The organism is Emergencia timonensis, from assembly GCF_900086585.1.
GTDB classification, from domain to species: Bacteria; Bacillota; Clostridia; order Peptostreptococcales; family Anaerovoracaceae; genus Senimuribacter; species Senimuribacter timonensis.
Genome location: NZ_FLKM01000009.1, coordinates 1,996,846 through 2,023,330 on the forward strand (window position 1 = coordinate 1,996,846; position 26,485 = coordinate 2,023,330).

At 45.1% G+C, this 26,485-nt stretch carries 27 protein-coding genes; 9 read left to right on the top strand and 18 right to left on the bottom strand.

Annotated elements, in window-relative coordinates; all coding sequences use genetic code 11:
* Positions 1 to 8: 8 nt before the first annotated feature.
* Both BN6539_RS20360 and ribH read left to right on the top strand, forming a co-directional pair.
* Complete coding sequence (locus BN6539_RS20360) at positions 9 to 1,214, top strand: bifunctional 3,4-dihydroxy-2-butanone-4-phosphate synthase/GTP cyclohydrolase II (RefSeq protein WP_067542567.1); 1,206 nt, start codon at positions 9 to 11, stop codon at positions 1,212 to 1,214.
* Positions 1,215 to 1,248: 34 nt separating this feature from the next.
* The gene (ribH, locus tag BN6539_RS20365) at positions 1,249 to 1,716 is read left to right on the top strand and encodes a 6,7-dimethyl-8-ribityllumazine synthase (RefSeq protein ID WP_067542569.1); all 468 of its coding nucleotides are present in this window, start codon (positions 1,249 to 1,251) and stop codon (positions 1,714 to 1,716) included.
* 8 nt (positions 1,717 to 1,724) lie between these two features.
* Here ribH and BN6539_RS20370 read toward each other — a convergent pair whose 3' ends face one another.
* The 5 genes from BN6539_RS20370 to BN6539_RS20390 all read right to left on the bottom strand — a co-directional run bounded on the left by BN6539_RS20370 (position 1,725) and on the right by BN6539_RS20390 (position 8,980).
* Positions 1,725 to 2,951, bottom strand: coding sequence for an ATP-binding protein (locus BN6539_RS20370; RefSeq protein WP_067542572.1), 1,227 nt, complete (start codon positions 2,949 to 2,951; stop codon positions 1,725 to 1,727).
* 88 nt (positions 2,952 to 3,039) lie between these two features.
* Positions 3,040 to 4,197, bottom strand: coding sequence for an iron-containing alcohol dehydrogenase (locus tag BN6539_RS20375; RefSeq protein ID WP_067542574.1), 1,158 nt, complete (start codon positions 4,195 to 4,197; stop codon positions 3,040 to 3,042).
* A 14-nt stretch (positions 4,198 to 4,211) separates the two neighbouring features.
* A complete protein-coding gene (locus BN6539_RS20380; RefSeq protein WP_067542578.1) occupies positions 4,212 to 5,951 on the bottom strand; it encodes an AMP-binding protein in 1,740 nt (579 codons plus the stop codon).
* A gap of 91 nt (positions 5,952 to 6,042) precedes the next feature.
* Positions 6,043 to 6,711, bottom strand: a complete 669-nt coding sequence (locus tag BN6539_RS20385; protein ID WP_182435525.1) for a pentapeptide repeat-containing protein — start codon at positions 6,709 to 6,711, stop codon at positions 6,043 to 6,045.
* A gap of 70 nt (positions 6,712 to 6,781) precedes the next feature.
* Positions 6,782 to 8,980, bottom strand: coding sequence for a sensor domain-containing diguanylate cyclase (locus BN6539_RS20390; RefSeq protein WP_067542583.1), 2,199 nt, complete (start codon positions 8,978 to 8,980; stop codon positions 6,782 to 6,784).
* A 205-nt stretch (positions 8,981 to 9,185) separates the two neighbouring features.
* Here BN6539_RS20390 and BN6539_RS20395 point away from each other — a divergent pair, with 205 nt between their 5' ends.
* The 4 genes from BN6539_RS20395 (at position 9,186) to BN6539_RS20410 (ending at position 12,891) form a co-directional block, all read left to right on the top strand.
* Positions 9,186 to 9,554: a helix-turn-helix domain-containing protein gene (locus BN6539_RS20395; protein ID WP_067542585.1), complete on the top strand. Its 369-nt coding sequence runs from the start codon at positions 9,186 to 9,188 to the stop codon at positions 9,552 to 9,554.
* A 139-nt stretch (positions 9,555 to 9,693) separates the two neighbouring features.
* Positions 9,694 to 10,614, top strand: a complete 921-nt coding sequence (locus tag BN6539_RS20400; RefSeq protein ID WP_067542588.1) for an ABC transporter substrate-binding protein — start codon at positions 9,694 to 9,696, stop codon at positions 10,612 to 10,614.
* 1 nt (position 10,615) lies between these two features.
* The gene (locus tag BN6539_RS20405) at positions 10,616 to 11,644 is read left to right on the top strand and encodes a FecCD family ABC transporter permease (protein ID WP_067542590.1); all 1,029 of its coding nucleotides are present in this window, start codon (positions 10,616 to 10,618) and stop codon (positions 11,642 to 11,644) included.
* A gap of 2 nt (positions 11,645 to 11,646) precedes the next feature.
* Complete coding sequence (locus BN6539_RS20410) at positions 11,647 to 12,891, top strand: ABC transporter ATP-binding protein (protein ID WP_067542592.1); 1,245 nt, start codon at positions 11,647 to 11,649, stop codon at positions 12,889 to 12,891.
* Positions 12,892 to 12,972: 81 nt separating this feature from the next.
* Here the strand turns inward: BN6539_RS20410 and BN6539_RS20415 are convergent, their stop codons facing one another.
* The 11 genes from BN6539_RS20415 to BN6539_RS20465 all read right to left on the bottom strand — a co-directional run bounded on the left by BN6539_RS20415 (position 12,973) and on the right by BN6539_RS20465 (position 21,875).
* Positions 12,973 to 13,539 (bottom strand): DJ-1/PfpI family protein, encoded by a 567-nt coding sequence (locus BN6539_RS20415; RefSeq protein ID WP_082907647.1) that lies wholly within the window; start codon positions 13,537 to 13,539, stop codon positions 12,973 to 12,975.
* 55 nt (positions 13,540 to 13,594) lie between these two features.
* Positions 13,595 to 14,239: an NADPH-dependent FMN reductase family protein gene (locus tag BN6539_RS20420; protein ID WP_067542594.1), complete on the bottom strand. Its 645-nt coding sequence runs from the start codon at positions 14,237 to 14,239 to the stop codon at positions 13,595 to 13,597.
* The gene (locus BN6539_RS20425; RefSeq protein ID WP_067542598.1) at positions 14,236 to 14,709 is read right to left on the bottom strand and encodes a flavodoxin family protein; all 474 of its coding nucleotides are present in this window, start codon (positions 14,707 to 14,709) and stop codon (positions 14,236 to 14,238) included. Before BN6539_RS20425 ends, BN6539_RS20420 begins: the two co-directional genes overlap by 4 nt.
* 31 nt (positions 14,710 to 14,740) lie before the next feature.
* The gene (locus BN6539_RS20430; RefSeq protein ID WP_067542601.1) at positions 14,741 to 15,295 is read right to left on the bottom strand and encodes a TetR/AcrR family transcriptional regulator; all 555 of its coding nucleotides are present in this window, start codon (positions 15,293 to 15,295) and stop codon (positions 14,741 to 14,743) included.
* A gap of 92 nt (positions 15,296 to 15,387) precedes the next feature.
* Complete coding sequence (locus BN6539_RS20435) at positions 15,388 to 16,611, bottom strand: ABC transporter permease (RefSeq protein ID WP_187375545.1); 1,224 nt, start codon at positions 16,609 to 16,611, stop codon at positions 15,388 to 15,390.
* Between the two features lie 75 nt (positions 16,612 to 16,686).
* Positions 16,687 to 18,024: an ABC transporter permease gene (locus BN6539_RS20440; protein WP_067542604.1), complete on the bottom strand. Its 1,338-nt coding sequence runs from the start codon at positions 18,022 to 18,024 to the stop codon at positions 16,687 to 16,689.
* Between the two features lie 57 nt (positions 18,025 to 18,081).
* On the bottom strand, positions 18,082 to 18,720 hold the full coding sequence (locus tag BN6539_RS20445; RefSeq protein WP_067542607.1) for an ATP-binding cassette domain-containing protein: 639 nt from the start codon (positions 18,718 to 18,720) through the stop codon (positions 18,082 to 18,084).
* Between the two features lie 136 nt (positions 18,721 to 18,856).
* Positions 18,857 to 19,612 (bottom strand): ABC transporter permease, encoded by a 756-nt coding sequence (locus BN6539_RS20450; RefSeq protein ID WP_067542610.1) that lies wholly within the window; start codon positions 19,610 to 19,612, stop codon positions 18,857 to 18,859.
* Positions 19,609 to 20,556, bottom strand: a complete 948-nt coding sequence (locus tag BN6539_RS20455; RefSeq protein ID WP_067542613.1) for an ABC transporter ATP-binding protein — start codon at positions 20,554 to 20,556, stop codon at positions 19,609 to 19,611. Before BN6539_RS20455 ends, BN6539_RS20450 begins: the two co-directional genes overlap by 4 nt.
* A 1-nt stretch (position 20,557) precedes the next feature.
* Positions 20,558 to 21,013, bottom strand: coding sequence for a GyrI-like domain-containing protein (locus BN6539_RS20460; protein ID WP_067542616.1), 456 nt, complete (start codon positions 21,011 to 21,013; stop codon positions 20,558 to 20,560).
* Positions 21,006 to 21,875, bottom strand: a complete 870-nt coding sequence (locus BN6539_RS20465; RefSeq protein ID WP_067542619.1) for an AraC family transcriptional regulator — start codon at positions 21,873 to 21,875, stop codon at positions 21,006 to 21,008. The genes BN6539_RS20460 and BN6539_RS20465 overlap by 8 nt, the downstream gene beginning before the upstream one ends.
* Positions 21,876 to 22,084: 209 nt before the next feature.
* Here BN6539_RS20465 and BN6539_RS20470 point away from each other — a divergent pair, with 209 nt between their 5' ends.
* Genes BN6539_RS20470 through BN6539_RS20480 form a run of 3 tightly spaced genes read left to right on the top strand, consistent with a single transcriptional unit; the run spans position 22,085 to position 24,206 of the window.
* Positions 22,085 to 22,951 (top strand): hypothetical protein, encoded by an 867-nt coding sequence (locus BN6539_RS20470; protein WP_067542622.1) that lies wholly within the window; start codon positions 22,085 to 22,087, stop codon positions 22,949 to 22,951.
* Entirely contained in the window at positions 22,948 to 23,583 is a 636-nt protein-coding gene (locus tag BN6539_RS20475) for a permease (RefSeq protein ID WP_067542626.1), read from the top strand. Before BN6539_RS20470 ends, BN6539_RS20475 begins: the two co-directional genes overlap by 4 nt.
* Entirely contained in the window at positions 23,571 to 24,206 is a 636-nt protein-coding gene (locus BN6539_RS20480) for a PrsW family glutamic-type intramembrane protease (protein ID WP_067542629.1), read from the top strand. The genes BN6539_RS20475 and BN6539_RS20480 overlap by 13 nt, the downstream gene beginning before the upstream one ends.
* Positions 24,207 to 24,307: 101 nt before the next feature.
* Here the strand turns inward: BN6539_RS20480 and BN6539_RS20485 are convergent, their stop codons facing one another.
* Both BN6539_RS20485 and BN6539_RS20490 read right to left on the bottom strand, forming a co-directional pair.
* A complete protein-coding gene (locus BN6539_RS20485; protein ID WP_067542631.1) occupies positions 24,308 to 25,288 on the bottom strand; it encodes a D-isomer specific 2-hydroxyacid dehydrogenase family protein in 981 nt (326 codons plus the stop codon).
* Positions 25,289 to 25,300: 12 nt separating this feature from the next.
* On the bottom strand, positions 25,301 to 26,461 hold the full coding sequence (locus BN6539_RS20490) for a pyridoxal phosphate-dependent aminotransferase (RefSeq protein ID WP_067543629.1): 1,161 nt from the start codon (positions 26,459 to 26,461) through the stop codon (positions 25,301 to 25,303).
* Positions 26,462 to 26,485: the final 24 nt, after the last annotated feature.

Here is a 26,485-nt window from a genome sequence, read left to right on the forward strand (position 1 = left end):
AGGTAACTATGAAGGATTTTAAATTCAATACCATCGAAGAGGCTTTAGAGGATCTGCGTCAGGGAAAAATCATCCTCTGCACAGACGACCCAGACAGAGAAAACGAGGGCGATTTCATCTGCAGCGCAGAGGCCGCCACCACAGAAAACGTAAACTTTATGGCCAAATATGGCAAAGGACTGATCTGCATGCCTATGGGCGAAGCAATCTGCCGCAAGCTCCAGCTTCCTCAGATGGTTGAAGAAAACACCGACAATCACAGCACTGCCTTTACGGTCTCCATCGACCATGTAGAAACGACTACCGGCATTTCTGCTGAAGAAAGAGGTTTTACTGCCAGAAAATGTGTCGATAAAGACGCAAAACCAGAAGACTTCAGGCGGCCTGGTCACATGTTTCCGCTACTTTCAAAGAAAAACGGCGTTTTGGAACGAAATGGCCATACTGAAGCAACGGTTGATCTGATGAGGCTTTCCGGCCTGGAGGAGTGCGGTCTCTGCTGTGAAATCATGAGAGATGACGGCACCATGATGCGCACGCCAGAACTGAAAGAATTGGCGGCAAAGCACGATATCAAATTCATCACCATCAAAGACCTGCAGGAATACAGAAAAAAACACGATCAACTGGTCGAATGTGTTGCCGTCACCAAGCTGCCGACAAAATTCGGAAGCTTTGTCGCTCACGGTTATGTGAACAAGCTCAATGGAGAACACCATATCGCCCTGGTCAAAGGCGACATCAAAGACGGAGAGGATCTGCTCTGTCGAGTACACTCCGAGTGCCTGACCGGAGACGCTTTCGGTTCTACTAAATGTGACTGCGGGCAGCAGCTTTCTGCCGCTTTGATGCAGATTGAAAAGGAAGGCAGAGGCATTTTGCTTTACATGCGTCAAGAAGGCAGAGGGATCGGCCTCATCAATAAGCTGAAGGCTTATGAACTGCAAGATCAAGGAATGGACACTTTAGAAGCCAACCTGGCGCTGGGTTTTGCCGGCGATCTGCGGGAATACTACATCGGCGCTCAGATATTAAAAGATCTGGGTGCGAAGACACTGCGTCTGCTGACCAATAATCCGCAGAAGATTTACGAACTGAAGGAATTCGGCATGGAGATTACCCATCGTGTACCGATTGAAATGCCGGCTACAACCCATGATCTCTTCTACCTGAAGACAAAACAAGAGAAAATGGGCCATATTCTAAATTATTAACGATGCCGGACGTCCCGGCGAAGGAGGTTTTTCAATGAAAGTATATGAAGGAAAATTAGTATCAAAAGAAATAAAGGTGGGCATCGTCTGTGCCAGATTCAACGAATTTATCGTATCCAAGCTGCTTGGCGGCGCTTTAGACGGACTAAAACGCCACGATGTCCACGAGGACCAAATTGAGGTAGCTTGGTGTCCCGGCGCATTTGAAATACCACTCATTGCACAGAAGATGGTAAATAGCGGGAAATATGACGCAGTCATCTGCCTGGGCGCCGTCATTAGAGGAAATACGTCTCACTACGACTTCGTATGCTCCGAAGTATCAAAGGGCATCGCATCGGTCTCATTGCACGCTGATATGCCCGTCATGTTCGGAATCCTCACTACTGACAACATCGAGCAAGCCATCGAGCGTGCTGGCACGAAAGCCGGAAATAAGGGTTACGACTGCGCAGTAGGCGCCATCGAAATGGTGAACCTGATCAACGAAATCGAGAGTTGATCTTCTCTTTAGAGAAGATGACAAGGAAGAAGATAATCCTGCTCGTCGATCAGTTCAACTTCTTTACAAGAACATATAATACCGCCGCTGCCTCTGATGATAGACTTTTCGTCAAAGAGTGAAAACTTCTTTGTCACGTCTCTCCAAGGGGCCGCGGCTTTATCGATTTCAAAAGGATGAAGTTTTCTTCCCGCAACGACGACAACATCAATTTCCCGGCAATTGCAGTCTCGCAAAAAACGCAGCTTTATGCCGTCACTTCGGTTTGCGAAATTCTTTACAAGTTCCATGATGACAAAATTCTCAAAATAGGCTGCGCTTTCTGCTCCATACATCAGTTCTTCCGGCGTCTTCCAATTAGAAATATAGGAACAGAGCCCCGTATCAGTAAAATACAGCTTCGGCCTACCGATCAAACGCGGTATTTCATCATTCTCATACGGTTCCAACAGATATATGACCCCTATATCAATCAAAAGCTGCAGCCATTTGGTAGCTGTCGGACAGGAAACGCCTGACGCTTGTGCCAGCCGCCTCACAGAAAGAACCTTACAGATGTTTACGGCGCAGGCAGAGAGAAAATCGCTGAATTCCGTAAGGTGTTTGACCTTTTTACTCTGCTGCACCTGATACATCAGCCCTTCGTAAAAGTAATGCCAAAAACGTTTTGTTTTATTTTTCTGTGAGATATCGATCATATCTGGCAGGCCACCCCGCCAAATGTGACGAAACGTCTCTGCAGAATTTTTCTTCGGCGCCAATCGTTCTCTAACCTTCATTTCGTCATAAGAAAAGTGGAGTGGCGCTTCCAAGGCAAGGTTCTTCTTCTCTCTCATTGACAAGCCATACATTTCTAAAACGACAACGCTGCTGCCCAGTATGTCCTTAGCGTCTTTTATAAAAGCTGCCTTGGGCGGACAAGCCAGCCAGAACAATCCCGACTCTTCACTCTGCTCGCAAATTTCTTTCATTTTATGTAGAATTGACGGTGCAAAATGTATTTCGTTGATGATAACGGGCGGTCTGAAAATCTCGAAGAACAGATCGGGTTCAGTATCCGCCAAAGTCCGCGGATGCAGATCATCAAGGGATACATAAGTGCGATTTTGACCTTGGGACAAGTGTTTCATCATGGTGGTCTTTCCAATCTGTTCCGCTCCCACCACTAAAACGACTTTGTATGTTCTATTTGCCTCAAGGAAACTCTGTTCAATACTCCTGGTGATATATTCCATAGCTCCTCCTTTCCATCTCTCTTCCAAAAGACCTTGTACCAGATATCTTATCCGGTACAAGGTCTTTCATGGTCTGTGTGTTGTAATATTATAAAGCGCGTCTATAAATTTCTAATACTTCATTACCTGTCAATGGGATGTATGTATCAGTAAACAATCCGTCCAGCTTATCCGCCATTTTCGACAGATTCTCTTCTCCGATGCCCACGTCAGCCAAAGTTCTTGGAAGTCCTAATTGCGCAAAGAAGGCTCTGGTCCGGTCAATGGATTCCTCTGCGATCTGCCGCGGTTCTCTTTCTGCGTCGATTCCCCATACGTTGATACCAAATTCGACGAATTTGTCTATGGTCGCCTCCGACAATACATATTCCATCCATACCGGAGTCAAAATGGCAAGTCCGACGCCATGGGTAATATCGTAAAATGCACTGAGTTCGTGTTCCATAGGATGAACGCACCACTGCACATCACTGCCATACGACAGAAGTCCGTTGATCGCCAGGCTGGAGGCCCACATCAAATTAGCTCTCGCGTCATAATCCTCTGGATTTTCCATAGCCGCAGGTCCATATTTAATACAAGTCTTCAGCACGGCCTCACACATTCTGGCCTGCAGAAAAGCGTCTTTCTCTCTAGTAAAATACACTTCAAAGACATGGCTCATGATATCCGCTGTACCGGCCGCAGTTTGTTTCTGCGATACGCTGTAAGTAAACTTAGGGTCGAGGATTGAAAACGCCGGTTTAATCAATTCACTGGCTGTATCCAGCTTATCGTTTTTATCCATATCGGATATCACTGCAAATCCATCCATTTCAGATCCAGTCGCAGCCAAAGTAAGAATGGTGACAATTGGCAATGCGTCTTTTATTTTGCTGCCGTCTAAGACCAGGTCCCAAGGATCCCCGTCATATTTTGCTGCCGCTGCAATCATCTTCGCACAGTCGATGGTGCTGCCGCCTCCAATTGCCAAAACAGCATCTATTTCTTTCTCCTTACATAACTTCGCGCCCAGAGCGACGGTTTCGATCCGAGGATTGGGATCAACACCTGACAGCTCAAAAAAGCTGACACCGCTCTCTCTCAAAACTGCCGCAGCCTTATCATAGATACCGTTGCCTTTGATACTTCCTCCGCCGTAAACCATAAGAACTTTAGTCCCAAACTGGGATATTTTTGAAAGCTTCTTAATCTGTCCTTTGCCAAAATAAACTTTCGTCGGGATCGAATAATTAAAGTTCTGCATATTGTCCTCCTCGATTAAATCAGCTGCAGTTCCGTCAGCTCTTTTAGAATTTCTTTCATTTCATCAGCTCGTTTTGTCTTTGCTGTGGTCGTTTTGATTGTTGGCTTATCAGACAAGTAATATTTCTTAACCATTTTATAAGCTGGCATACCGGCATTGATCTCTGTCATATCCTGATCAAATAACGCCTGCAGCTGTTCAAAGGTCATATCGTTTTCTGTCAGATAGTTCTTGTCGTAGACGACTTTTGCCCATAAAACGAAATCGTTGGCCTTTTCTCTGGTAAATACCATACTTTCCTCTACATAAGGAAGCACGTTAATCAAGTTTTCAATTTCTTCCGGAAAGACATTTTTTCCGTTCTTCATGACGATGACATTTTTCTTTCTTCCACAGATAAATAGATAACCCTCTTCATCAAAATAGGCCAAATCTCCTGTATAGAGCCAGCCATCCTTGATGACCTCGTCAGTCGCTTCCTGGTTGTCATAATAACCCAGCATCACATTGTCGCCGCGAACAATCAGTTCGCCGATGCCTTCTTCATTGGGTTCGAGAATCCTGCCCTCCACATTGGGCATCAGTTTTCCCGTTGAGCCAGGTTTGAGATAACGGTAAGTTTCGCTGGAAATGGTCGGTGAGGTTTCTGTCAATCCATAACCTTGAACGGTCAGGATGCCGAAGTCATTAAGCCCTTTTGAAACGACAGGGTCCAGGGCTGCTGCACCATTGATGATGAAGCGCATTCTGCCGCCCAATTGATCGATAATCGGTTTGAACATCCTTCTCCTAAGATTGATCCCCACCTTTTCGCTAGTCTGACAGACTTTCAGAGCAAACTGAATCTTACTTTCCATCCCTTGGGATTCGATGGCTTTGTTGATCTTCTTGTACATACTTTCCAAAAGAAGAGGTACACTCATGATAACCGATACGCCATATTCTTTCATGTTCATGGTGATGTACTTAAGTCCGTCGCTGAAGCAGTTTTTCATGCCCTGAGACAGGAAGGTCAAAAGACCTGACATTCCATAGCAGTGATGCAGGGGCAGAATCATCATATTGACATCGTCGGGAAAAAACAATTCTTCACAGTTCATGCCGTAGTTGCAGCTCATGAAGTTTCTGTGTGAGAGCATGACGGCTTTGGACTGCTGTGTCGTTCCTGATGTAAACAGAAGGAATCCCAGGGCGTCAGGATCAATTTCTGCGTCCAAATATCTTCTATCGCCATTCTCAACCAGCTTCTGCCCCATATCGATCAGGTTCATCATGTTCTCACCTTCTTGAGACGCAAAGTCCATGGCGATCAGAAGTGAAAGGTTTGTCGTCTGGTCCTTGTAAATCTGTTCAATCACTTTCGCTTGCTTTTTGTCGTAGAAGATAACTTCTGCATTGCTCCTGTTGAGACAGCTTTCCAATTCCTCCTTCTGCAGCCCTTTATCCAGAGGCACGACAACACCTACGCCGCAGCCTGCAGTAAAGTATGAAAGACACCAGTGATAACTGTTTTCACCGATCACGGCGATTCGTTTATCCTGGTAACCCTTTTCTATCAACGCCGTACCGAGATACTCCATGGTTTCAAACATGTTGGCATAGGTGGTATTGATATAGTTTACTTCTTTTGTCCCTTTATCTTTGATCTTGGTGACAAAGGCAACCTTGTCCGGATACTTTTCTGCGGAAGTTCGAAGCAGCTCACGCAGATCACGGAACTCATAAAATTTCTTTTCTAACTTATAATCTTTCATTGATTCAACCTCTGTGATATAAATTTACCCTTTCTTTCCATATTAATAGAGTACCATTTCCCAGGTGTGCTGTCAATTTTTATGCGGTAAATCATAGGTCTTCTTTGATAACAATTCCCAGAAGTTTGGCAAGTTCCGCCGCCTGATAAACGTTAACCAAGGCCCCCTTCAGCTCATTGCCTTCCGTTGAAACGCTGATTCCTTCGAGGATACAAGTAGTAAAATCCAGATCTTTTAAGGGCGTCTTAAAAAATTCCGTATTGATAAACTGTGATTGATCCAGCTTCATCTGCTTCAGAGAACAGGTTGCAAAAAAAGCATCGGACAAATCACTTTCCTTCACCTCACAATTGTTTAATTTGGACGAAGTAAAATTCACGTATTTCAGATTACATTCTGTAAATTCTGTATTGGAAATACTGCTTTCGCTAAAATCAGCACCTTTCATCTGGCAATTGCTGAACTTGCACTGATTCAGCCAGCTATGAGAAAAATTACAGCTGGGAAAGGTGCAGCCTTCAAAATACACATTTTTAAAGGTGCAGTTGTAGAGGGACACAGCAGTGAACATACAGTGATCGAAAAAGACATTCTCAAAGGTCAACTGCCCTAAGTCCCCCTCTTCCATGACATGGCCTTCTACTTTCAAATCGATGAGATCCATCTCCTCTTCTCTGCTATACCTTACGAAATTCTTGAAATCAACAGCCAGCTCCAATTCTGCCGGTAGATTTACACGTTTGATTCTAAATCCAGTCATTCTCTTCTCCTTAATCATCAAAGGTAATAAAACACCAGGCCCATTTCTCAGATCTGGTGTCTTTTTGATTTTAATCTTTCATATATGCAGTGATATCGTAGCAGGATATCAAGTATGCATCTTCCTTCTCCCATTGAAACGGTTCGATATGTACTCTTGTCCACACTTCATATTTCGGATTATAGACTTCCTTTACTTCCTCGTGGAGCAGCGGACAGCTAACACATGGCAAAGTCCTGCCGAAGAATGCCTCGTAGCAGAACATGCCTGGTTTAGCACTTGCATCCAGCAGCTTCGTCTTTTGATTCAAATATAATATTTTATAGTTGTTCTTATCTATCACATAGATGTATGCGTCCTGCATGTCCAAGATATTTCGCAGCTGGCTTACTATCCGATGATCTCTTTCCTGGGCTCTTTTCTTTTGCAAAAAAGTGGACAGCATCTGTGAAATTCTCGATAAGGTTCCCACCTCTTCCTTGGTCCAAAGCCTGGTTCCCGTACACTCGTCAAAGCCAATAAAGCCGACAAAGCTGCTGTTCTCCATCATTGCACACTGTAAAGTGGAACAAATATGCTGACGCTCAAATAAAGCGATCTGTGCAGGCGAAGTCAGCTTGCTGATGTCCCGGCAATAAAAGACGGCATCTTCTTTAAACAAGTCTGCATAGGAATCCAAATCTTCATATGACACATGCTGCAGCATCTCTTTTTCTGGCAAAATGCCTTCGCTGCACCATTCATAAGTATTATCACAGTACTTTCCATCGTCCGTGTTCTCGAAGATATAGGCCCGGCTCACTTCAAATCGTTTTCCGATAATCTCTAACAGCAGTCTGATGGCTTCATCCGTATCTTCAGTATCGTATAAAATTTGAAACACGTAGTTGACTAAATCTTCAGGCCCCGTCTCTGACACTCTCACGTCAGAGTCAATTGCCGCGCCCAGGCTGGAATTATGTATGTTGAGGAATCTTTCTCTGCCGTTTTTTTCATACATCGTGTAACAGTTCTTGCCACGATTTTTTGCATCGTATAGAGCCTGGTCCGCGGAGCCGTACAGCGATTGAAAATCAATGCCGTCCCGCGGATACATGGCGATGCCGATACTGCAAGTGACGGCAACACTCTGTTTGTCCTTTTCAAAAAGATGATGAAAAATATCAAGCAGCTGCTGGGCCTTTACCTTGGCCGCCTCTGCGGAGGAAATATTCTTGATAAAAATTGTAAATTCATCTCCTCCGATTCTGCCGACAACGTCACTTTTGCGAACGATTTTTTTCATTCCTGCTGCAATCTCTGACAACACAGCGTCACCAAAAAGGTGGCCACCCTTATCATTGACTAGTTTAAAATTATCTGTGTCGATCATAAACAGCGCGCTGTATTCATCTGGTTTCTGTTCCAGGTAATTCTTAATCTGTTTCTGCGTTTCCGCCCGATTATAAAGGCCTGTCAGAGCATCTCTTTCCGCACGCCTGCGCAGATTTTCAATCATTCGTTTCTCTTCATCAATATCTTGAATGACGCCGATTACTTTGTTCAGACATCCCCATTCATCAAATTGGTTGGAAATACGGATGCGGCACCACAGATAGTCCCCTTCTTTTTGCCGAATGCGAAGCTCCGTTGTCAGATACGGATTTCTGCTTTGTATCTCCAGTGACAATTTCTCCACTTTCGGCAAATCATCCGGATGAAGGTAAGGCAGCTGATAACAATCACTAAGCTTATAAATGCCCAGTTCATAGCCGAATTTTTCTTTCCAATGTGAGGAGCAAAGGACTTTGTCAGTAGTAATGTCCCATTCAAATAAAATATCGGAAGTCTGTTCCATGATCACACGATGACGGTCCAAAGTCAGTTCTAATGCTTCACGCGTGTTTTCAATCTCCGTCGTTTCGAGCATGATGCCTATAATCGTCTCCTGGTTTTCCGCATCTTTGACGATTCTGCAATGATCCAAAATCCATTTGTAACTGCCATCTTTACATAGAATACGATAATTTGAGGTACATTTGGAGCAGTTGGACAGCCTCTCCTCCAGCTTCATAATCACATCCTCTCTTTCAAAGGGATGTATCATCTCAAGGAGTCGGTTTTGAAACCGCATGGCAATCTCTTCACAAGAAAAACCCACCAAATCCAGAAATTCCTCATTGGTGTCTATCATAGTAAAATACTGATCGTTTTGACAATGATAGACACTGCCCGGTATATTCTTAAAAAAATCGTTTTTGCTTTTCAGCGGTATTGGTTTGTAATCCATTGCGGCCTCCTGCATAACGAATCGCTCCATTATGTTATGCTCATTCTAACCCTTTCAAGCTGAAATGGCAAGGGAGATTTCATGGAGATTTCGTATTTCATCAAAACTAAAATAACTTCTATTTACAGTTTATTATAATATTTTTCGCTTAAATATACAATAATGTTAATAATATATCGGAGCTGCAGTGAAAGGAATTCGCATCATGAATGATAAAGATAAGGCATTTGAACTAAATTATGAAGCAATAGGACGTAGAATTAGAACTGCACGTAAAGAAGAAAAATTAACCCAAGAAAATCTGGCCGAGAAGATGGATATTTCTGTTGCTCATGTCAGTGGAATGGAAAACGGAAACACTGGAATAGGCATTCAAACCCTTGTTAAAGCGTCCAATGTTTTACACGTCTCTGTCGACTGGCTTCTCCATGACAATCTTGATGAATACACAATTAATTTTGAAACAGAAATCAGAAATATTCTCAGCGGGTGCAGCGAAGATCAGAAAAAAGCACTATTAGTACTTTTGAAAAACAATCGAAAAGCGCTAGATGAATTAGCAGAGAAAGAATAGTACCAACACATAGGGGGCAGTCTTCTGATAAAAGGAGATTGCCCACGTTATTTTTTGCTATTGGACAAATGGACACCTATGGGATATAATTTTTAAATACGAAAAAATGTCGATTTATTGATAATTTTAGGAGGAACAAATGAAAAAAATAACAGCGGTTTTTCTAATTATAGTTTTGACTTTAGCCTTGACGGCCTGCAGTTCTGGAGGAGAAGGCAGTGAAACAGAAGAAACAGCAAAATCCTTTCCTATGACAGTGACCGACTACTTGGGAACAGAAATGGAATTTACCGAAGCACCACAGAGAATTGCTTCTCTATCGCCAAGCTGCACAGAAATCCTCTTCGCCCTGGGCCTTGGCGACCAGGTTGTTGGAGTTTCCAACTGGTGCACTTATCCGAAAGCGGCACAGAGCATCGAAAAAATCGGGGATACCAACAGCGGAAATGTGGAGAAGATCATTGAGCTCGAAGCCGATGTCGTCTTTGTATCCGGACAGACTGCGGCAGACTCCGTATCCGCTCTCAACGAAGCCGGAATTAACGTCTATTCTATCGGAGCTAAGGATTTGGACGGCATTTACAAAGGCATCACGGATGTAGGACAGATTACAGGCACCAGCGAAAAGGCAGCGGAAATCGTAGACGGCATGAAAAAAGAAGCAGAAGAGATAAAAACAGAATTTGCCAAATATGATACAAAAAGTGTCTTCATCGATCTGGGAGACTTATACTCCAGCAGCAAAGAAGATTATCTGGGCAATAGTTTAAATCTGATCAATGCAAAGAACATCGCGCTGAACTTTGACTACAGTTCTCCGCAGCTTTCTGCCGAAAAAATCATTGAAGAAAATCCACAGGTTTATCTCTGCTTCTCATCAGAGAAAGAATTTGTAAAACCGGACGGATTCGACCAGATCAATGCCTTTAAGAATAAAGAAGTGTATTTCATCCCTTACGAAGACCCTACCATGGACAAAATCACCAGAAATGGTCCGAGATTTTTAGAAGGTCTGAAAGCGCTGGGCGAACTGATTCATACAGGAAAGTTGGACGATTAATATGAAAAAAAGATGGATTGCTGCAGTCATTTTCTCTTTGCTGTGTGTAGCAGCAGTAATCTTAGTATGTACTTTTTTTGGTGCAGCAGATATCACGATCAAAGATACCCTCATCGTATTGACAAATAAGATGACGGGACTGTTGGAAACGGAAGCAGACGCCTTGGGAGCGAAGAATACAATTATATGGGATCTGCGCTTTCCGAGAAGTCTGCTGGCCTTTCTCGTAGGAGGGGCACTCGCTCTGTGCGGCGGTGTATACCAGGCAATTTTTAAGAATCCTATGGCTGATCCTTTTGTGCTGGGGATTTCCTCCGGCGCTGCCTTTGGCGCTACCATCGGTATCATTTTAGCCATACCCGCCAGCTTCCTGGGACTGAATACAATTTCTTTTTTCGCCTTTGGCGGAGCCATTTTGGCAATCTTCTTCGTCTACAATATCGCCAAAGTCGGAAAGCAGGCCAATACCACTTCCCTGCTGCTCTGCGGCATTGCTGTGAATCAACTGCTGACAGCAGTGATTTCTTTTGCCATGCTGCTATCTGCCAATCAGATGAAAAAAATATATTTCTGGACCTTAGGAAGCTTTTCCTCAAAAGGCTGGGATCACGTATTCAATGTGCTCCCCTATATCATAATCGGGCTGATCGTCATCTTCCTCTTCGCCAAGGAACTGGATATCATCGTACTGGGTGATGAGACTGCCATACGTTTTGGCATCGACGTGGAAAAAAACAAGAGGATTCTTTTCATCGTAACATCCCTGGTCATGGCTGCCTGTGTTTCTGTAAGCGGCATCATCGGCTTCGTAGGGTTGGGTTCTCCCCACATTGTACGTCTAGTCTGGGGACCAGCTCACAAAAAACTGCTGCCTATGTCTTTTCTTCTGGGTGGAATTGTCCTCTGTATCTGTGATACCATATCCAGAAGCATTATCGCCTCTGAAATACCAGTAGGCATCGTCACGGCCATCATCGGTGCGCCTTTCTTCATTTATCTGCTGAGAGCAAAGAATACAGAGGTGCTTTAATTATGGAAGAAATATTGAGATTTGAAAATGTTACCATCGGTTATAATGAGAAAGACATCATCAAAGACTTTTCCTGCACTGTAAAGCGGGGAGAGTTCGTATCTCTCATCGGGCCCAACGGCTCCGGCAAATCCACTTTGATTCATGCCATTACCGGTATTGTTGGAATCAGAAAAGGGAAAATCTACATAAACGGGAAAGATAACGAGAAATTATCAGCGAAGGAGCGAGCACAGATTACTGCCGTAGTCCCTCAGACTTTTCAGGCAAGCTTCGCTTTCAAAGCCAAAGAAATCGTCGCCATGGGCAGACATCCCTTTCTTAAGAGGATGCAGTCCGAAACGGAAGAAGATTACAAGCTGATCGACCAAGCCCTGGAGCAGACGGGAACCCTTCATCTGAGAGAGCGAAAAATCACTCAGCTCTCCGGAGGAGAACGGCAGCGAATTATTATTTCAGCCGCTTTAGCACAGCAGCCGCAGCTTTTAATCGTGGATGAGCCGACCAACCACTTGGATATTCAATATACCCTGGAAGTCATGCAACTGATGCAGAAGTTAAACCGGGAGCAAGGCATCACCATTTTCGCAGTCCTACACGATATCAACATGGCAGCCCGTTTTTCTGACAGAATTCTCGTTTTAAATGAGGGACAGAAAGTCAGAGACGGCAAAGTCAGTGAGGTCATCCGCGAAGAGGTGCTGAAACCGGTCTACAAGATCGACCTGGTCGTGCGGGAAAACCCACTGACAGGCGCTTCTGAAATCGTGCCCCTGCGCAGCAACAAGAGCGCACAGCGCAAGAGCAACGGAAAAAGGGTCCACATCATCTGCGGCGGCGGCAGCGGCAGTTATATCATCGAAGCCTTCCACAACAAAGGTTATGAAGTCAGCTGCGGCGTGCTGAATGTTGGCGACAGTGATTATGAACTCTGCAGATCCCTGGGTATCAAGACCATCGCAGAAAAACCCTACTGCGAGATCAGTGGCGAAGCATTCGATGAGAACCTGCTGGCAATAGAGTCTGCCGATTTGGTAGTTCTGACCGATGTCGATATCGGCAGAAGCAACCTGAAAAATATAGAAATTTTAGAACATCTCTCATCGCAGAATCTGTATATCGTGAGAGAAAACGCTTCAGATTATACAGGCGGTATCGGAGACAAGATCATCAACTCACTTCTCGCCGAAAAAAAGGCGATTTCTCTGACTAAAAAAGAGTTAATAGAAATTCTAAATAAATACTGAGATAGGTAACAGCCATTCAGGAATACAAAAAGCGGATGAAGTGTCGGTCACATTCACCCGCTTTTCTCTTTGAAAGATGTATCAATTTCCATTGCCAGACGGCAGAGTCTGCATGAGAGCAAAGAAATGCTCCAGTTCGCCGGTACTAAAATACGCATACCAGGCTTCCAGGGTGTTTGCTTCAAAAACGCCTAAACGCTCGATAATTTGTTTTGTCCACAGCAGACCGCCGGTGCTGCTGGCAGTAAGCAGGTTGTCGTCTGCTACTGATGGCTCATCTACATAAAAGTTCTGTCCTTGATAACCAGGTGAGACCATTTCAAGGAATCCTGGCCCATTGCTGGTATGGGGTCGCTGATCTAATAGCCCAAGACCCTCGAGGGCAGCGGTGGCTCCACAGATTGCGCACACGGCAGCGCCTAAAGAGAGAAACTCGTCTGCCTTTTTGATGATAGCGCCGTGTCTTTGATCGTTCCATGTATTTGCGCCCGGTAAGAGTAATAGGTTTGTTTCACTGACGACAATATCTCCAATTAAGCAGTCCGGTACGATTGTCATCCCGCCCATTGTCTTGATCGGCTCTTTTGAGTCGCTGACCGTTTTGAGCGATACACGCGGTGCACCTTCTTTAAAAATCGACCAGATTATAGAGAATGATTACTTCTATAATATTCTCTTCAGTTTTAGAAACAAATGTGAGTGTTTAGAGCCGTAAATAAGGCCTATCCCGTCTGTTATCATAGGCGCCATTTGCTTTCATGATCTTGTGCCAGCCCAGAATGTTTCCAATGGGGTTGGTCATATTAAGCAGCAGCGCCATCGGCTTAGAGATCGTATAAGGTTTGGCAAAATCTCTGACGTAAGTTTCGTCAAAAAAACCGCGTTCTTCATACAGCGCGCCGAATTCTGCAAATTTCTTTTCTAATTTACCGAATTTCTCCGGCATGATGGCAAGTCCTGCACATTCCCCTTTTACAACAGTTCCTAAATACTCATACTGCAGACGAGAAGCAAACCGTTTAAAAAAGCGGCCTGCGATTTCGCTTTCTGCACTTTCCGGATACCCCGACTGAATGATAAAACCGAGAGACTGCCCTTCTGACCCTTTCGGTAAGGCATACAGAAAATCTAAGGTTCTGGCGGGAATCGAATGAATGTAGTTAGGCGTGAAAAAGATGATCCGTTCAAACTGACTGACATATTGAAGCAGCTCCCATCGGTCTTCCTTATAGACTGATCGAATTTCACAGGGTTCTTTCATACCGCTGGCAAAAGCCTTTGCTAAAAAGTAACTGCCCGAGCTCTGCGTGTTCCCCTTAGGTGAACCATTTAATAAAATCGTCTTCATAATGAGGCCTCCTGAAACTGAGAGACATGTCCGATGCAGATCTCCTTTGAGTGGAATTGTTCAATTACTTTGTGTATGTAATCGTGTAAAATATGTCGATCCTCTTCCTCCTCAAATTCACATTCATAGTAGAACGCCATGGCGGGATATTTTGGATAGCGAGGCACATGCCAGGTTCCCCCTTTTTCAAAGATCGTATAAGGCAAGAAAAGTGGAATCATGCGGTCCAGCAGTGTCTTCAGCTTACTGCTGACAAATCCATTTTCTAATTTTGCGAAGATGATTACTTTGTCAGCGTTGATATAACTGCGGTAAAAATCCGCTAAATCCTCGTGAATGCAGATGCCTGGGGTTTTCCACCAGCAAGTCCAGCAGCCGATGCAGTCTGCAATATTTATTTTTGTCAGGTCAAAACAATTTGAATCCGGTATTCTGAAATCTCCAAATTCTCTTATCATCAGCGTATTCATTTTTTCTCCTATTCTAATGGCGCAGATACAATTATTGATAATTTCTGAGAAAAGACTCGAAGGCTGTAATCAGCAGCTTCTTCTCTTCCTCCTCTGATAAATGAAGCGAGCCTTTACATATCAGGCAGGCAATCCCGTGGGTGTAGAGCCAGACATGATAGAACAATTCTTGTGCCTGTTCGACACTCAAGCTGCTCAAAGACGCTACACTGTCCTCAATAAATCCGAATTGGTTGGATACTTCTTTCCCAATGGCATCTGCCGTAAAAAATCCCCATTCCATCAACGCGTTGAACAAATTAGGGTATTCCTTCGCGAACTGAATGTAGGCAAGACCATAGGTGAAGAACTTGCTGCGTTCAAAGGGATAGTCCTTCAAATACGCAATATACTGCGCATAAATTTGCGATACCGTTTCATTTCTCAGTTCCTCAATGGTGGCAAAGACCCTGAAAATCGGTGCGACAGAGGTTCCCAATTGAGAGGAAACACTTTTGGCTGATATGGCGGAAACCCCCTCCTTCTTTGCCACTTCCAGAGCAGCCTTCACTATATCATCTTTACTAGTTTTCACTTTTGGCGGCATATCTCTTCCTCCTTCAATATAAAATAATAGATGTTATATAACATCTATTATTTTATATTGAATATTCTGTTCTGTCAAGTAAATGGTCTTCTTCAGCTCATCTTTGTCAAAATCTGTTTCGGCTTCAACCGCATAACAGGGTATGATGCCAATATAACAGATAAAAGAAGAATACCGGTTCCAATGACATACACCAACAACAGATCCGAGAACGTGATGACAATTTGAATAGAGTCAAGGGTGTTGGTTAAGCGCTCTTCTGCTGTAGCCTGCTCAAATAGAGTATTACCAACGGTTTGTGCCATGAGTGAGCTGGTAAAAAAAGATAGCCCAAAAGACAATATTGCAATAGATAACATTTCCATCATATGCTGTAAGAGAATGCTGCCCTTGCTGATCCCCATTGCCAGCATCATGCCGATTTCTGGTATGCGGTTTCTTTCCCAGAGCAGAAGGATAACCGCTAGCAAAGAAATGCTGATGACAATCAGAATCGTTACAATCGTCGTCGTCAGATCTTGCAGGGCCGTCAGCTGCAGCCTCGCATTCCGGTAATCAGCATCCTCTTTGGCGATAGTGCTGTCTTTCCAGTTGACATTAGGAATTTTTTTAATCTTGGAGACAACGGTATCCAGCTGCGCTGGGTCTTCCACGCCAAAGTCACCATACTGATAGTGATTTTTTCCATCATCAAAATACAGCTGTGAATATGTCCCTTGATCAGTAAATCCGATATTTTCATACAGCAGCTCCGGCGGCGTCATTGCAGTAGATTCCATCTCTTCTGTCGGCGTAAAAATGCCAATTATCTGCACTTTCACCTGCCGATTCAAATCGTGCTCAGCGAGAATGATATGATCACCCAGCTTTAGTGAGTTTCTATCTGCAAAATCATCGCTGATTAAAATTACATTTTTATCTGATTGCAGAATGTGACACCCCTGAATCAGTTTAAAGCCTAATTCTGTAAAGTAGGCATCCTGTACAGAGCGGACTTGCGCAATGATTTTCCCCGTGTGTGCATCTCCTGCCAGTGGCTGAGCGGCGCCGTCCTCTTTGATTGCCAATTTACTGCCGTCTTCTCTGCGATACTCAGCCCGATAGTAGGAGCGGGCATTGAAGTCTGCCAAAACACCGGCAGTTTTCAAAATCCGCGCAACTGCAGACCCATCCAGGAAATCGTTCAGATGTGTAGCGTTGATGGTAAAGCCTCCGGTAAGTGCTTTGCGAATGTCAAGTGCCGCCTTGTCGCTGGCGGACTGGATTGACAGGCAGGTCAGCATCATCGTCGACATCATTAATAAAATTAAAAGCATTAATACGCTCTTCCCTTTTTTTCGGACAGTATACAGATATGCCCTTCTCCATAGATTCATCATTACACCACCATCCTAATTTGTCTTCGTCAGAATCTCCTTCGGAGAAAGACGCATCATAGGGATGCTGGACAGTAAAACTGCTGCGATTAAGAGAGGTATGCCAAAACTGCATACAAGCGCAAGATGCTGCGTCGTAACGATAACGCCAGTTTCCCCCAACATCCTTCCAATGCCTTCGGCAATCCATCTGCTGCACACATAGGCCAGCGGAATACTGCACAAAGCAAGCAACATGATTTCCAAAATATATTGAAGCAAGATGGAGATCTTCGTAATTCCAGCTGCTAACAATATTCCAGTCTCATGCATCCTGCTTCTTACCCACAGCGTGAGAAGCAATGTGACAATGCACATACTGATTGCGACGATAATTATCATCAACGTACGTATCAAGGAACTGATTTTCGACATGGAATCTCCTGCGCGTTCGTAGACCTCATCATTGGCAATGAGTTCGTAATCATCCCAATCAATCCCTTTGATATCTTGCACAGCTTGCATGATCCGTTCCAGATTTTTGGGATCATTCACATAAAAGTCGGTCAAATTGCAACTCTCTTCTAAAGAGTCCTTCCCATCAGAATAGTTTTTGTTCAATGTCTCCATAGACTTCATATCGGTAAACCAGTTGTAAGAGTAACCGCCATAGAGGTCATTTAACGTCATACTGTCCAAGCTATTTTGGGGATCTTCTTCATCAGCTAAAACCTCAAAAAGTCCGACGATGGTCAAAGTTACATATGGATCATCCTCCTGCGGATTAATAACCGCAGAAATCTTATCTCCCAGTTTTAGTCCCAGCCTTTTAGCAAGCTTATCACTGATGATAATCGTGTTTTGATCTGACTTTGTAATATGCCGTCCCTCTGTGAGAGCGATTTTTCTGTTTAAAAACCAAGCCGCATATTCTGTATTTGTACAGCTATTTCCCTGAAAAAGATTTAATGGATAGTCACTGCTATCTGGATCAACATCGTTATAATCATTTCTATATGGAGTTCCGTCCTCGTCATAGAAAGCCAGAACTGTGGGAAAATTAGCATTGTACGCCTTGATCCCATCTATAGACATGATTTTTTCTATCATTTTCTTAGACAGTGGTTTGGTTTCAGCAACGTTGCTGAAATTACCCGAACCGTCATTCTCAGAATCCCCCCACCGTTCCTTTGCTTTTATAGTAAAGCCTGCACCCGTCGTTCCCCGCAGTTCATGGGATTTATTGCGCTCTGCTTCCAGCGAAGCCAGACCGCATAATACGAGAGAAGCGATGATAAAAAAGATGAGAATCAGTAATAAACTTTTTCCCCGTTTCCTTATAACGTATAGAAAAGCACGTTTACTTAAATTCATATATATTATCCCCTTTTCTTAATTGGATGACCAGCCTGCACGTCATCCTGTTTCTGTTTAATATCTGTTCAGCACTTGCATATTTCCCTTGTGCAGCTTAAAAATAACGTCCGCCTGTTCTGCAAGTTCGTGTGAATGGGTTACCACCACCACGCACTTATTCATCTGGTGAGCACTCTGCTTTAAAAGCTCCACAATCTCAGCAGCCGTATTTTCATCCAGATTGCCGGTAGGTTCATCGGCCAAAATGACAGGTGCTTCACTGGTCAGAGCACGAGCAATTGCCACGCGCTGCTGCTGACCGCCAGAGAGTTTTAGTACGTTGCGCTTTGCTTCTTCTCTCGTCAGTCCCAGTTTTTGTAAAACGGGTAAGGCAGGCAGACGAGATGTTAAGGCTACGTTTTCCACCGGAGTAAGATAATCTATCAGATTGTAGCTTTGAAAGATAAATGAGACATGCTCCCTGCGATGTTTCATCAATCCATCCTGCTCAATATCCTGCTCTGCAAAATAGATCTTACCGCTTATGGGACTGTCTAATCCTCCCAGTAACGACAATAAGGTGGTCTTTCCACAACCTGACGGACCTAAAATCGCGTAGATTTTACCTGCTTCCAATTCTTCAGAAATACCTCTTAGTACCGGTTTTCCAGTTACATAAGCGTATTTCACGTTTTCTAATCTCATAATGCTCATAAATAAATTCCCTTCTTAATCTTTTTTAGTACATAAGAAACCATCCTCTTGTACTTGTAACAGTTTACATTCTACAAAAGGATGGTTTACCTATAGTTCTAATACAATTTACTTTTGATTTTGTTTGGCCTATTCGTCACAGACTCATTTCTCTTTTTAAGCAGCGCAGCGCGAAATAGAAACTGCCAGCGCACAGAAGGAATAATAAGATTACGATTCGCGCAAGCCCGTCCATATCGATTTCGCCTTGTAAGATTAACCCACGCAAGATGTTTATCACATGGGTAAAAGGATTGAGATTGACAGCTATTTTCAGCGGTCCAGTCAGGGTGTCCGCTGGAAACAAGGCTGTGCTGAGGAAAAATGCCAGCAGTACGATAGCGTTCATCACCGTTTCATAGATGACTTCATTTGGCAGGCGCAGACTGATTGTATAGGTCAGCCCCGCCAGGAAACATGCTGTTAAAAATACGATCAGTACGATCAAAAGCATGCCGGCAAATCCCGAAGCAATTCTCACAGAGAAGAAAAGACCTGCCCCGAATAGGATTCCTACCTCAAGAAAGGTACAGAAGACAGCCTCCAGAATTTGCGCCGTGATGATGGCTGCTCTCGGTACTGGCGCAATCAAGATACGATAAAAACTGCCCTCCGCTTTCATCAGGTAATTCATAATTCCTCCGCTGCTGCAGGCGCTGAAGGAGACCAAAACAACTAGACCGGGCAATATAAATGCGGTATAATTAGAAATTCCAGCGCCTTTCATGGTCTGCCCTGCCACTGCACTATACAATACCAGCCAGAGCATGGGCTGCAAAATCGTCATGACAATGGTAAATGCGTTATGATAACGCCATTTCATATTACGCCAAAGCAATGGTACGACACTCATGTCACTTCTCCCCTCTCGCAAGTTAAATGAATAAACACCTCTTCTATAGATGGTTCTACGATTTCCAGACCTTTAAACTGCAGTTTTCTGTTCAGCAAAGCCTCCGCTGTCTGCGTTAATGCCTTTTGTCTGTCTTCTATGGGAAATTGTGCTGCATTTTCCTTCCATCGCACCGTATCAACAGAAAAAATCTCAGGCAGGTGGGTCATTGCCGCTTTGGCAGAAATCCCATCCTCAAAAGACACTTTCAAGAAATTTTGTCTTAAGTACCTGCGCAAATCCTTTGGCCTTCCCTGGACAGCTTCCTTGCCGTCTCGGATAATGCAGATCCTGTCGCTGAGACTGTCAGCCTCCTCCAGATAATGGGTCGTCAAAAATATGGTGGTGCCGAAATCTCTGCGTATTTTACGCATCATTTCCTGCATAGCCTGTCGTGATTGAATATCCATGCCTACTGTCGGTTCATCCAAGAATAAAATCTTTGGATCAGACATCATATTGAGGGCGATATCCAGACGTCGTCTGATACCTCCAGAGTATGAATTTACAGGATAATCTAAATATCGTTCCAGGCCAAAGGCCTCGATCAAAGCTTTCATTCGCTGCTCCGCTTCCGGCTTTGGAACTTTGTGCAGACGGCTTTGAAACATCATATTCTCACGCAGGGACAAATAAGGATCAATGGAGGTCTTCTGTGCGACACAGGCAATCTTCGAGCGGATAGAAGACGCCTCTCTGCTGACATCCTTACCAAACAACGCTGCTCTGCCGGATGTGGGCAGAAGGTAAGTGGTCAAAATGTTGATCAAGGTTGACTTGCCGGAGCCATTCTGTCCCAGAAGGGAAAAGATTTCCCCTTCCTCTACTGTCAGGGAGAGACCGTTCAGGGCTTGTACCCCATTGTGATACTGCTTGGTCAAGTTTTCTACAGCAATGGCTTCCATCTCAGTCCTCCTCAATCGGAAAGAGAATTTCCGTTATGTATTTTTCCGGGTTCCCTTTGAGAATCATGCCTGGTCCTTTTATGAACACTTCTCTAAAAGGCATCTGTAGCCGCAGGTGATGCTCTGCCGCATAGCTGTCGATTCTCCCATAGGTGCGCTCCATCGTCTCATAGGAACCGATATGGGTCGCACAGAGCGCTTTGATACGCGGCATCTCTTTGACTTCAATTCCATTTCCCTTTGGTGTTTCCGCCGTGGGAACGCATAGTTCCAAAACACCTTGCTTTGTTTGGGGATCCATTTCGTAGTAACAGAAAAAAGGCGCCCCGTTTGTCTTTCCGCGGATCGATTTAAAGACCTCGGGAAAAACTCCGTTTGCTTCGTACGCTTTCCCTTGATAGCGCATATATGCTACGCGCATCGGTTCAACTTCCCTGATTTCTATTTGATCACTCATTTCTTTCCTCTCCTTCTTTTTTGATTGCAATCCAGACCTCCGTATGGCCTTTTCGATCTTCATTAATGGGATATACCTCTATATTGGGAAGTTCCGTGTAAGTGTAACCGGAAAAGGGCAGCCATTCTGTCAAAAAGCGCCGAAAAACACTCTGTACCGTTTCCTTGAAGTGGCCCTCGTTTTCAAACACGGCCCACGTTGCCGCAGGAATTTCAAGTTCATGCATGCCAGGTGGAACTGGCAGATCTGTAGCTGCCGCGATATAGTAATACATTTTGCCGCAGCTCTGATATTCTGTAATCCCCAAAATCACTTCCGGCAGCCGATTTGCAAATTGGCAGATTTCCTGAAAGCTGCCGCCCTGCAAAGTCTCCTCCCAGAATCCCGGCACCTTCTTTTGATTCTCTTCCATGTTATCCGTAAGCGGCGTTCTGATGCCGACCACTCTCATGGCTTCTTTTTCTTCAATTCTATATGGCATTGCGCTCCCTCCTGTAATCGCCACTGAAAATTTGATGGGCGGATATGCGTTGATCAGCCTGCCCCCGCCTTTCGCTGCGTTCGGAGAAATTCCGTGGACAGACTGAAACGCGCGGTTAAAAGCCGTTGGGGAGGTATAGCCGTATTTCAGAGCGACATCGATCACTTTGACATTCCTGTGCTGCAAGTCGAAAGCCGCCTGGGTCATGCGGCGGCGGCGAATATAGTCAGACAATGATATTCCAGCCACATAGGAAAACATGCGCTGAAAGTAGTTGGGAGAGCAGCAGGCGATTTCTGCCGCTCTTTCATAAGAAATTTCGTCGTCCAGATGTTCCTCGATATAAGCGATTGCATCGCTCAGATTTTTTAACCATTCCATGCTTCTTACCTCCTGAAACCATCATACTGCATATGACTTGTGATTTCCTCGCTTTTGGTGCGCTCTTTTGTAAACATTATTCTACCACAATCCGTCAGATACTAGCCAATCGGATAGAACAAAACCCGGCGATTTCCCTTGGGACGTTTTGCCAGCTATTACGTATATCTTTTTGATGGAAGATATTTTTTTCGAAAGGAGAAATCGAAATGATAAAATGTAAGAAGTTATTGACTGCTATTTTCGTTCTGGCGTTGATTCCCCTGTTCACCCTTCCGGTTTACGCTTCAGATAACGATGCGCTGAAGACTCTGCAAAAGGATCTGCAACAGGCAATTACAGTATCAGAACAGATTACAGACGCCTTGAACGAGGAAAAGCCTGTAGGTACGATAGCCAAAATGATTCGAAATATCAAAGAGATTGACACCTCCGTTCTGGGAGATCCGCAGGATGCGCCAAAGACCGGTTCTATGATAACTGGCACCGACTCTGCCGATTCGGTGCAGCAAATATTTGCAAAACTGCAGTTGGAACTGGCCAATGCGGCGAAGAAGAATGCCTCGGGGCAGATTGACAAAATCACCGCTCTTCAAAATGAGCAGAATCGCGTTTCACAATATCTGGAACAGGCTCGTAATCTGCAAACGCAGGCAAAAGACCAGCCTATCCCATTGCCGGGAGAACTGCAGTATTACATGGACGAAAAAGGACTTTCTTACCCGATGACGGCGTCTGGAAACTATACTGCTGAAGAGTTTGGCAAAGTCATCAGCACCCTGCAGTCTCATCTGGAAAAACTGGGCACTGACGTACAATCCCAAATGACAGCCGTACAGGATTTCATGGGTCAGTACAATTCCTATCTGGAAAGCGCCAATGCCTCGATGCAGGGCTCCACAAAGACACTGGATTCGGTATCCCGCGGCCAGAGTCTCTTTTCTTCGGAGGAGGGAGGCGTAAGCGCTGCACCAGTTGCTGTCAGCGTCTTAGCAGGGGTACTTCTGGGCATGCTCGCCATGTGGCTCATCATGAAGAGACGAATGAAAAAGCAGGATCAGGAGGAATCAGCATGACAGGTATTCAGGCGGCAGCGGCATTGATTTCCGTAGCCTACGGAGCCTTTGCCTGCCTGCGGCGGCGCCAGCCTTTGTTCTTTAAAATCCTGTTATACGGCATGATCAGTTACCTTTTCGGAACATTGTTCATCGCCTGCTATCAAGCAGTCCACGGAATCCAGCCTGCCGGATTTCACGTGGGCTATTTTGGTCATATCGGCTGTTATTTCTTTCTGCTCTCCTCCTACTATGGCGCTATGGATCGTCTGGCCGACGGCGGAGAAAAAGAATATCGCAGAATCAGACTGGCTGCAGCTATACCCCTGATCCTTCCCCTGGGGTTATTGACCCTCAATATGGCAAAAGCCGGCCTGACAGCCAGCCTTCCTTTTCTGTTTCTGGTCATTCCCATGACCCTGACTCTCTATTTTGCGGTCAAGCACCTGGTCTTTCCCGATGTGGAGCTGGGGATCATCCGCGTGATGCGGCCATACAACGCCTGTGCTGTTTTCTTCTGTATCACAGAACTGCTCAGTCAATTTGTTTTCTTTCCTGAGAGCGTGAGGCGGATTGCTACGATCCTCTCCTGTCTCCTGTTGGTTTTATTGCTGCCGCTAGCCGAAAAGGGGGTGCGCAAATGGTTTATATAGTTTTTTCCTGTCTAAGCATCCCTCTGCTCCTGATGCTCCCTTTGCTGGAATCCCGCTCCCGCTGGATCATCGGCTTCTTTCTGCTGGGCGCATTCACTGCACTGGCCGCCTATGAAATCAATACCATCGCCTTTCCGCTTTCGGGTCTGGACTCCCGCAGTTTCTCAGAGAAGATTCCGCCCATGGTGGAAGAGCTGCTAAAAGCTTTGCCGGTGCTCTGTTACGCCCTGTTATTGGACGACAGCCGGGGGCGGGTGCTTCCCATCGCCATGGCCGTAGGTGTCGGCTTTGCCGTACTGGAAAACACCGTGCTTCTGGTAGAATACCTGGACGGTGTCACCCTGGCCTGGGCGGTAGCAAGAGGTTTTTCCGCCAGCCTGATGCACGGTCTCTGCACGGTCAACATCGGCACTGGCATCTGTTATGTAAAAAAACAGAAAAAACTCTTCTATACCGGCACCTTTGGCTTACTGTCCATCGCAATCACCATGCATGCCCTCTTTAATCTGCTGATTCAATCTTCCTATGATTTGATCGGCATGATCATGCCTCTGGTCCTCTATGCCCTGCTCTACATATTGCAGAGAGGCAAGCGTTTGAAACTGCCATTCTTGTCTTATTAGAGCAAAACAGCCCGGGCGTAATGCTTGATCCAGCGTTACACCTGGGCTGTTTATGTTGTAAGAGCTATTCTTCTTTTTAAAATATTAATGTAAGCAAGGTACTAAGCTTCTAAGGGGTTTACCTCTCCCGCTTCAAAAGCTCTCACGGACTCGAACACGCATCTGCACATGTCGGAAACTGCTTCATCTGTATAGAATGCAGTATGCGGCGAGAGGATGACGTTCGGAAAACTTTTCAGAATGGCCATCTGTCTGTTAGAAATGACCTCTCCCGATCGATTGAGGAAATAAAGACCGGCTTCATCTTCCAGCACATCCAGTGCCGCACCGCCCACTTTGCGTGACTCAATTCCCTCGATCAATGCATCACTGTCCACCAAAGTCCCTCTGGCTGCATTGATAATCATACACCCGTCTTTCATGGTTTTGATCGCTTCGCGGTCGATCAAATGATAATTCTCTTTTGTTGCCGGCGTGTGAAGGGTGACAATGTCTGACTGTGCAAAGAGTTCTTCTAATGACACATATTCCGCCCTCTCTGACACCTCCGGATTTTGATAGAGATCGTAAGCCAGCATCTTGCAGCCAAAACCGGCAAGATGGTCGATTACGGTCTTACCGATTCTGCCGGTGCCGATGATACCCACTGTGCAGCCTGACAGCTCTCTGCCCATTTTGTTCTTAAAAGAATAGTCCTGCAGTTCCGCTCTTTTCATAATATGGGCAAATCTTCTGCAGACCATGAGCATCAACATAATGGTGTAATTTGCTACACTGTCAGGAGAATACTGTGAATGGCCGACACGAATACCCAGTTCTCTGCACTTTTGCAGATTGATGTGATCTGTACCGATGCTTCTGGTCAGGATATATCTGACGCCGTTATCGGCAAAGGCCGCAAGCATCTCGTCCGTACATTCTGACGCGAGAATAGAAACTGCTTCATGGCCTCTGACCATGGGAATGTTCTCCACTGTCTGATAGTCGTCATAACCCGTATAGTCGAATCCATATTCCTGTGTCAGTTGATCAAAGAAAAACTTCTCGTCATACTCTCTCAAATTATAAATAAATATTTTCACTCCAATCCACCTCTATTTCTCGCCAAACATGTGCTTTAATCGAGTAAGCCCTTCTCGTATTGTCTCTTCACTGGAAGCGTAGGAAAAACGCAGATAGCCCTCCCCGCTGTCTCCGAAAGCGCTGCCCGGTGTTGTGAGCACCTGCACTTGATCAAGAATCTTGACAGCCAGATCCTGAGATGAAATCCCAAAAGACTTCACATTTGGGAAAACGTAAAAGGCACCTCCCGGTTTGATGCAGGAAAACCCCTGTACCTGATTCAGACCTTCAACCAGGATATCCCGCCGTCTCTCATACTGACTGCGCATCCCCTCCACAGACTCCTGCGAACCTGTAATCGCCTCGCAGGCTGCTATCTGGCAGGCTGCTGTCACGCTGGAGCCCATGCTCTCCTGTAGCAGGGTCATCTGCTTTCTCACCTCCACAGGTGCCGCCACGTAACCGATTCGCCAGCCAGTCATGGCATAGGACTTCGAGAAGCTGTTTATGGTGATGACCAAATCTTTCATCTCCGGAATAGATCCGATGCTGAAATTCTTTTGTCCGTCGTAAATAATGGCTTCGTATGGTTCATCGGAAATGACGATCAAATTGTGTTCCACTGCAACGGCAGCAATCTGCCGTATATCCGCCTCTGTCAATACCGCGCCCGTAGGATTACACGGCGAATTCAGAATGATCGCCTTTGTCCTGGTCGTAATCTTTGCTTTGATCTCTTCTGCTGTCACCCGGAATCCATTTTCTTCACAGGTGGGTACGATGACTGAAGTACCGCCAGCCATGTGAATATATCCAAAGTAGTTTGGAAAGCACGGTGTAGGCACGATCACTTCGTCTCCTGGTTCCAGAATGGTCTCCATGGTCAGAAGGAGGGCCTGGCCTGCGCCGAAGGTGATGTGCAGGTTTTCTTCTGTCACATACTCCATCCCATTATATTTTCTCATCTTCTCTGCCAAAGCACTGAGAAGGGGCGCGATACCCTGGTTAGCGACATATTTTGTCCATCCCTCATCCAGTGCGTTGCGGCCGGCATTGATGATATTTTGCGGCGTCGGGAAATCTGGTTCTCCTAGGCCAAAGCTCAAAACATTGTCATACTTTGCAGCCAAGACTGTCATGGCCCTGATGCCAGAAGTCGGCATTGTCAGAGCACTTTTACTCATTTGCATCATTTTTATGTTCTCCTTTTGAAACGC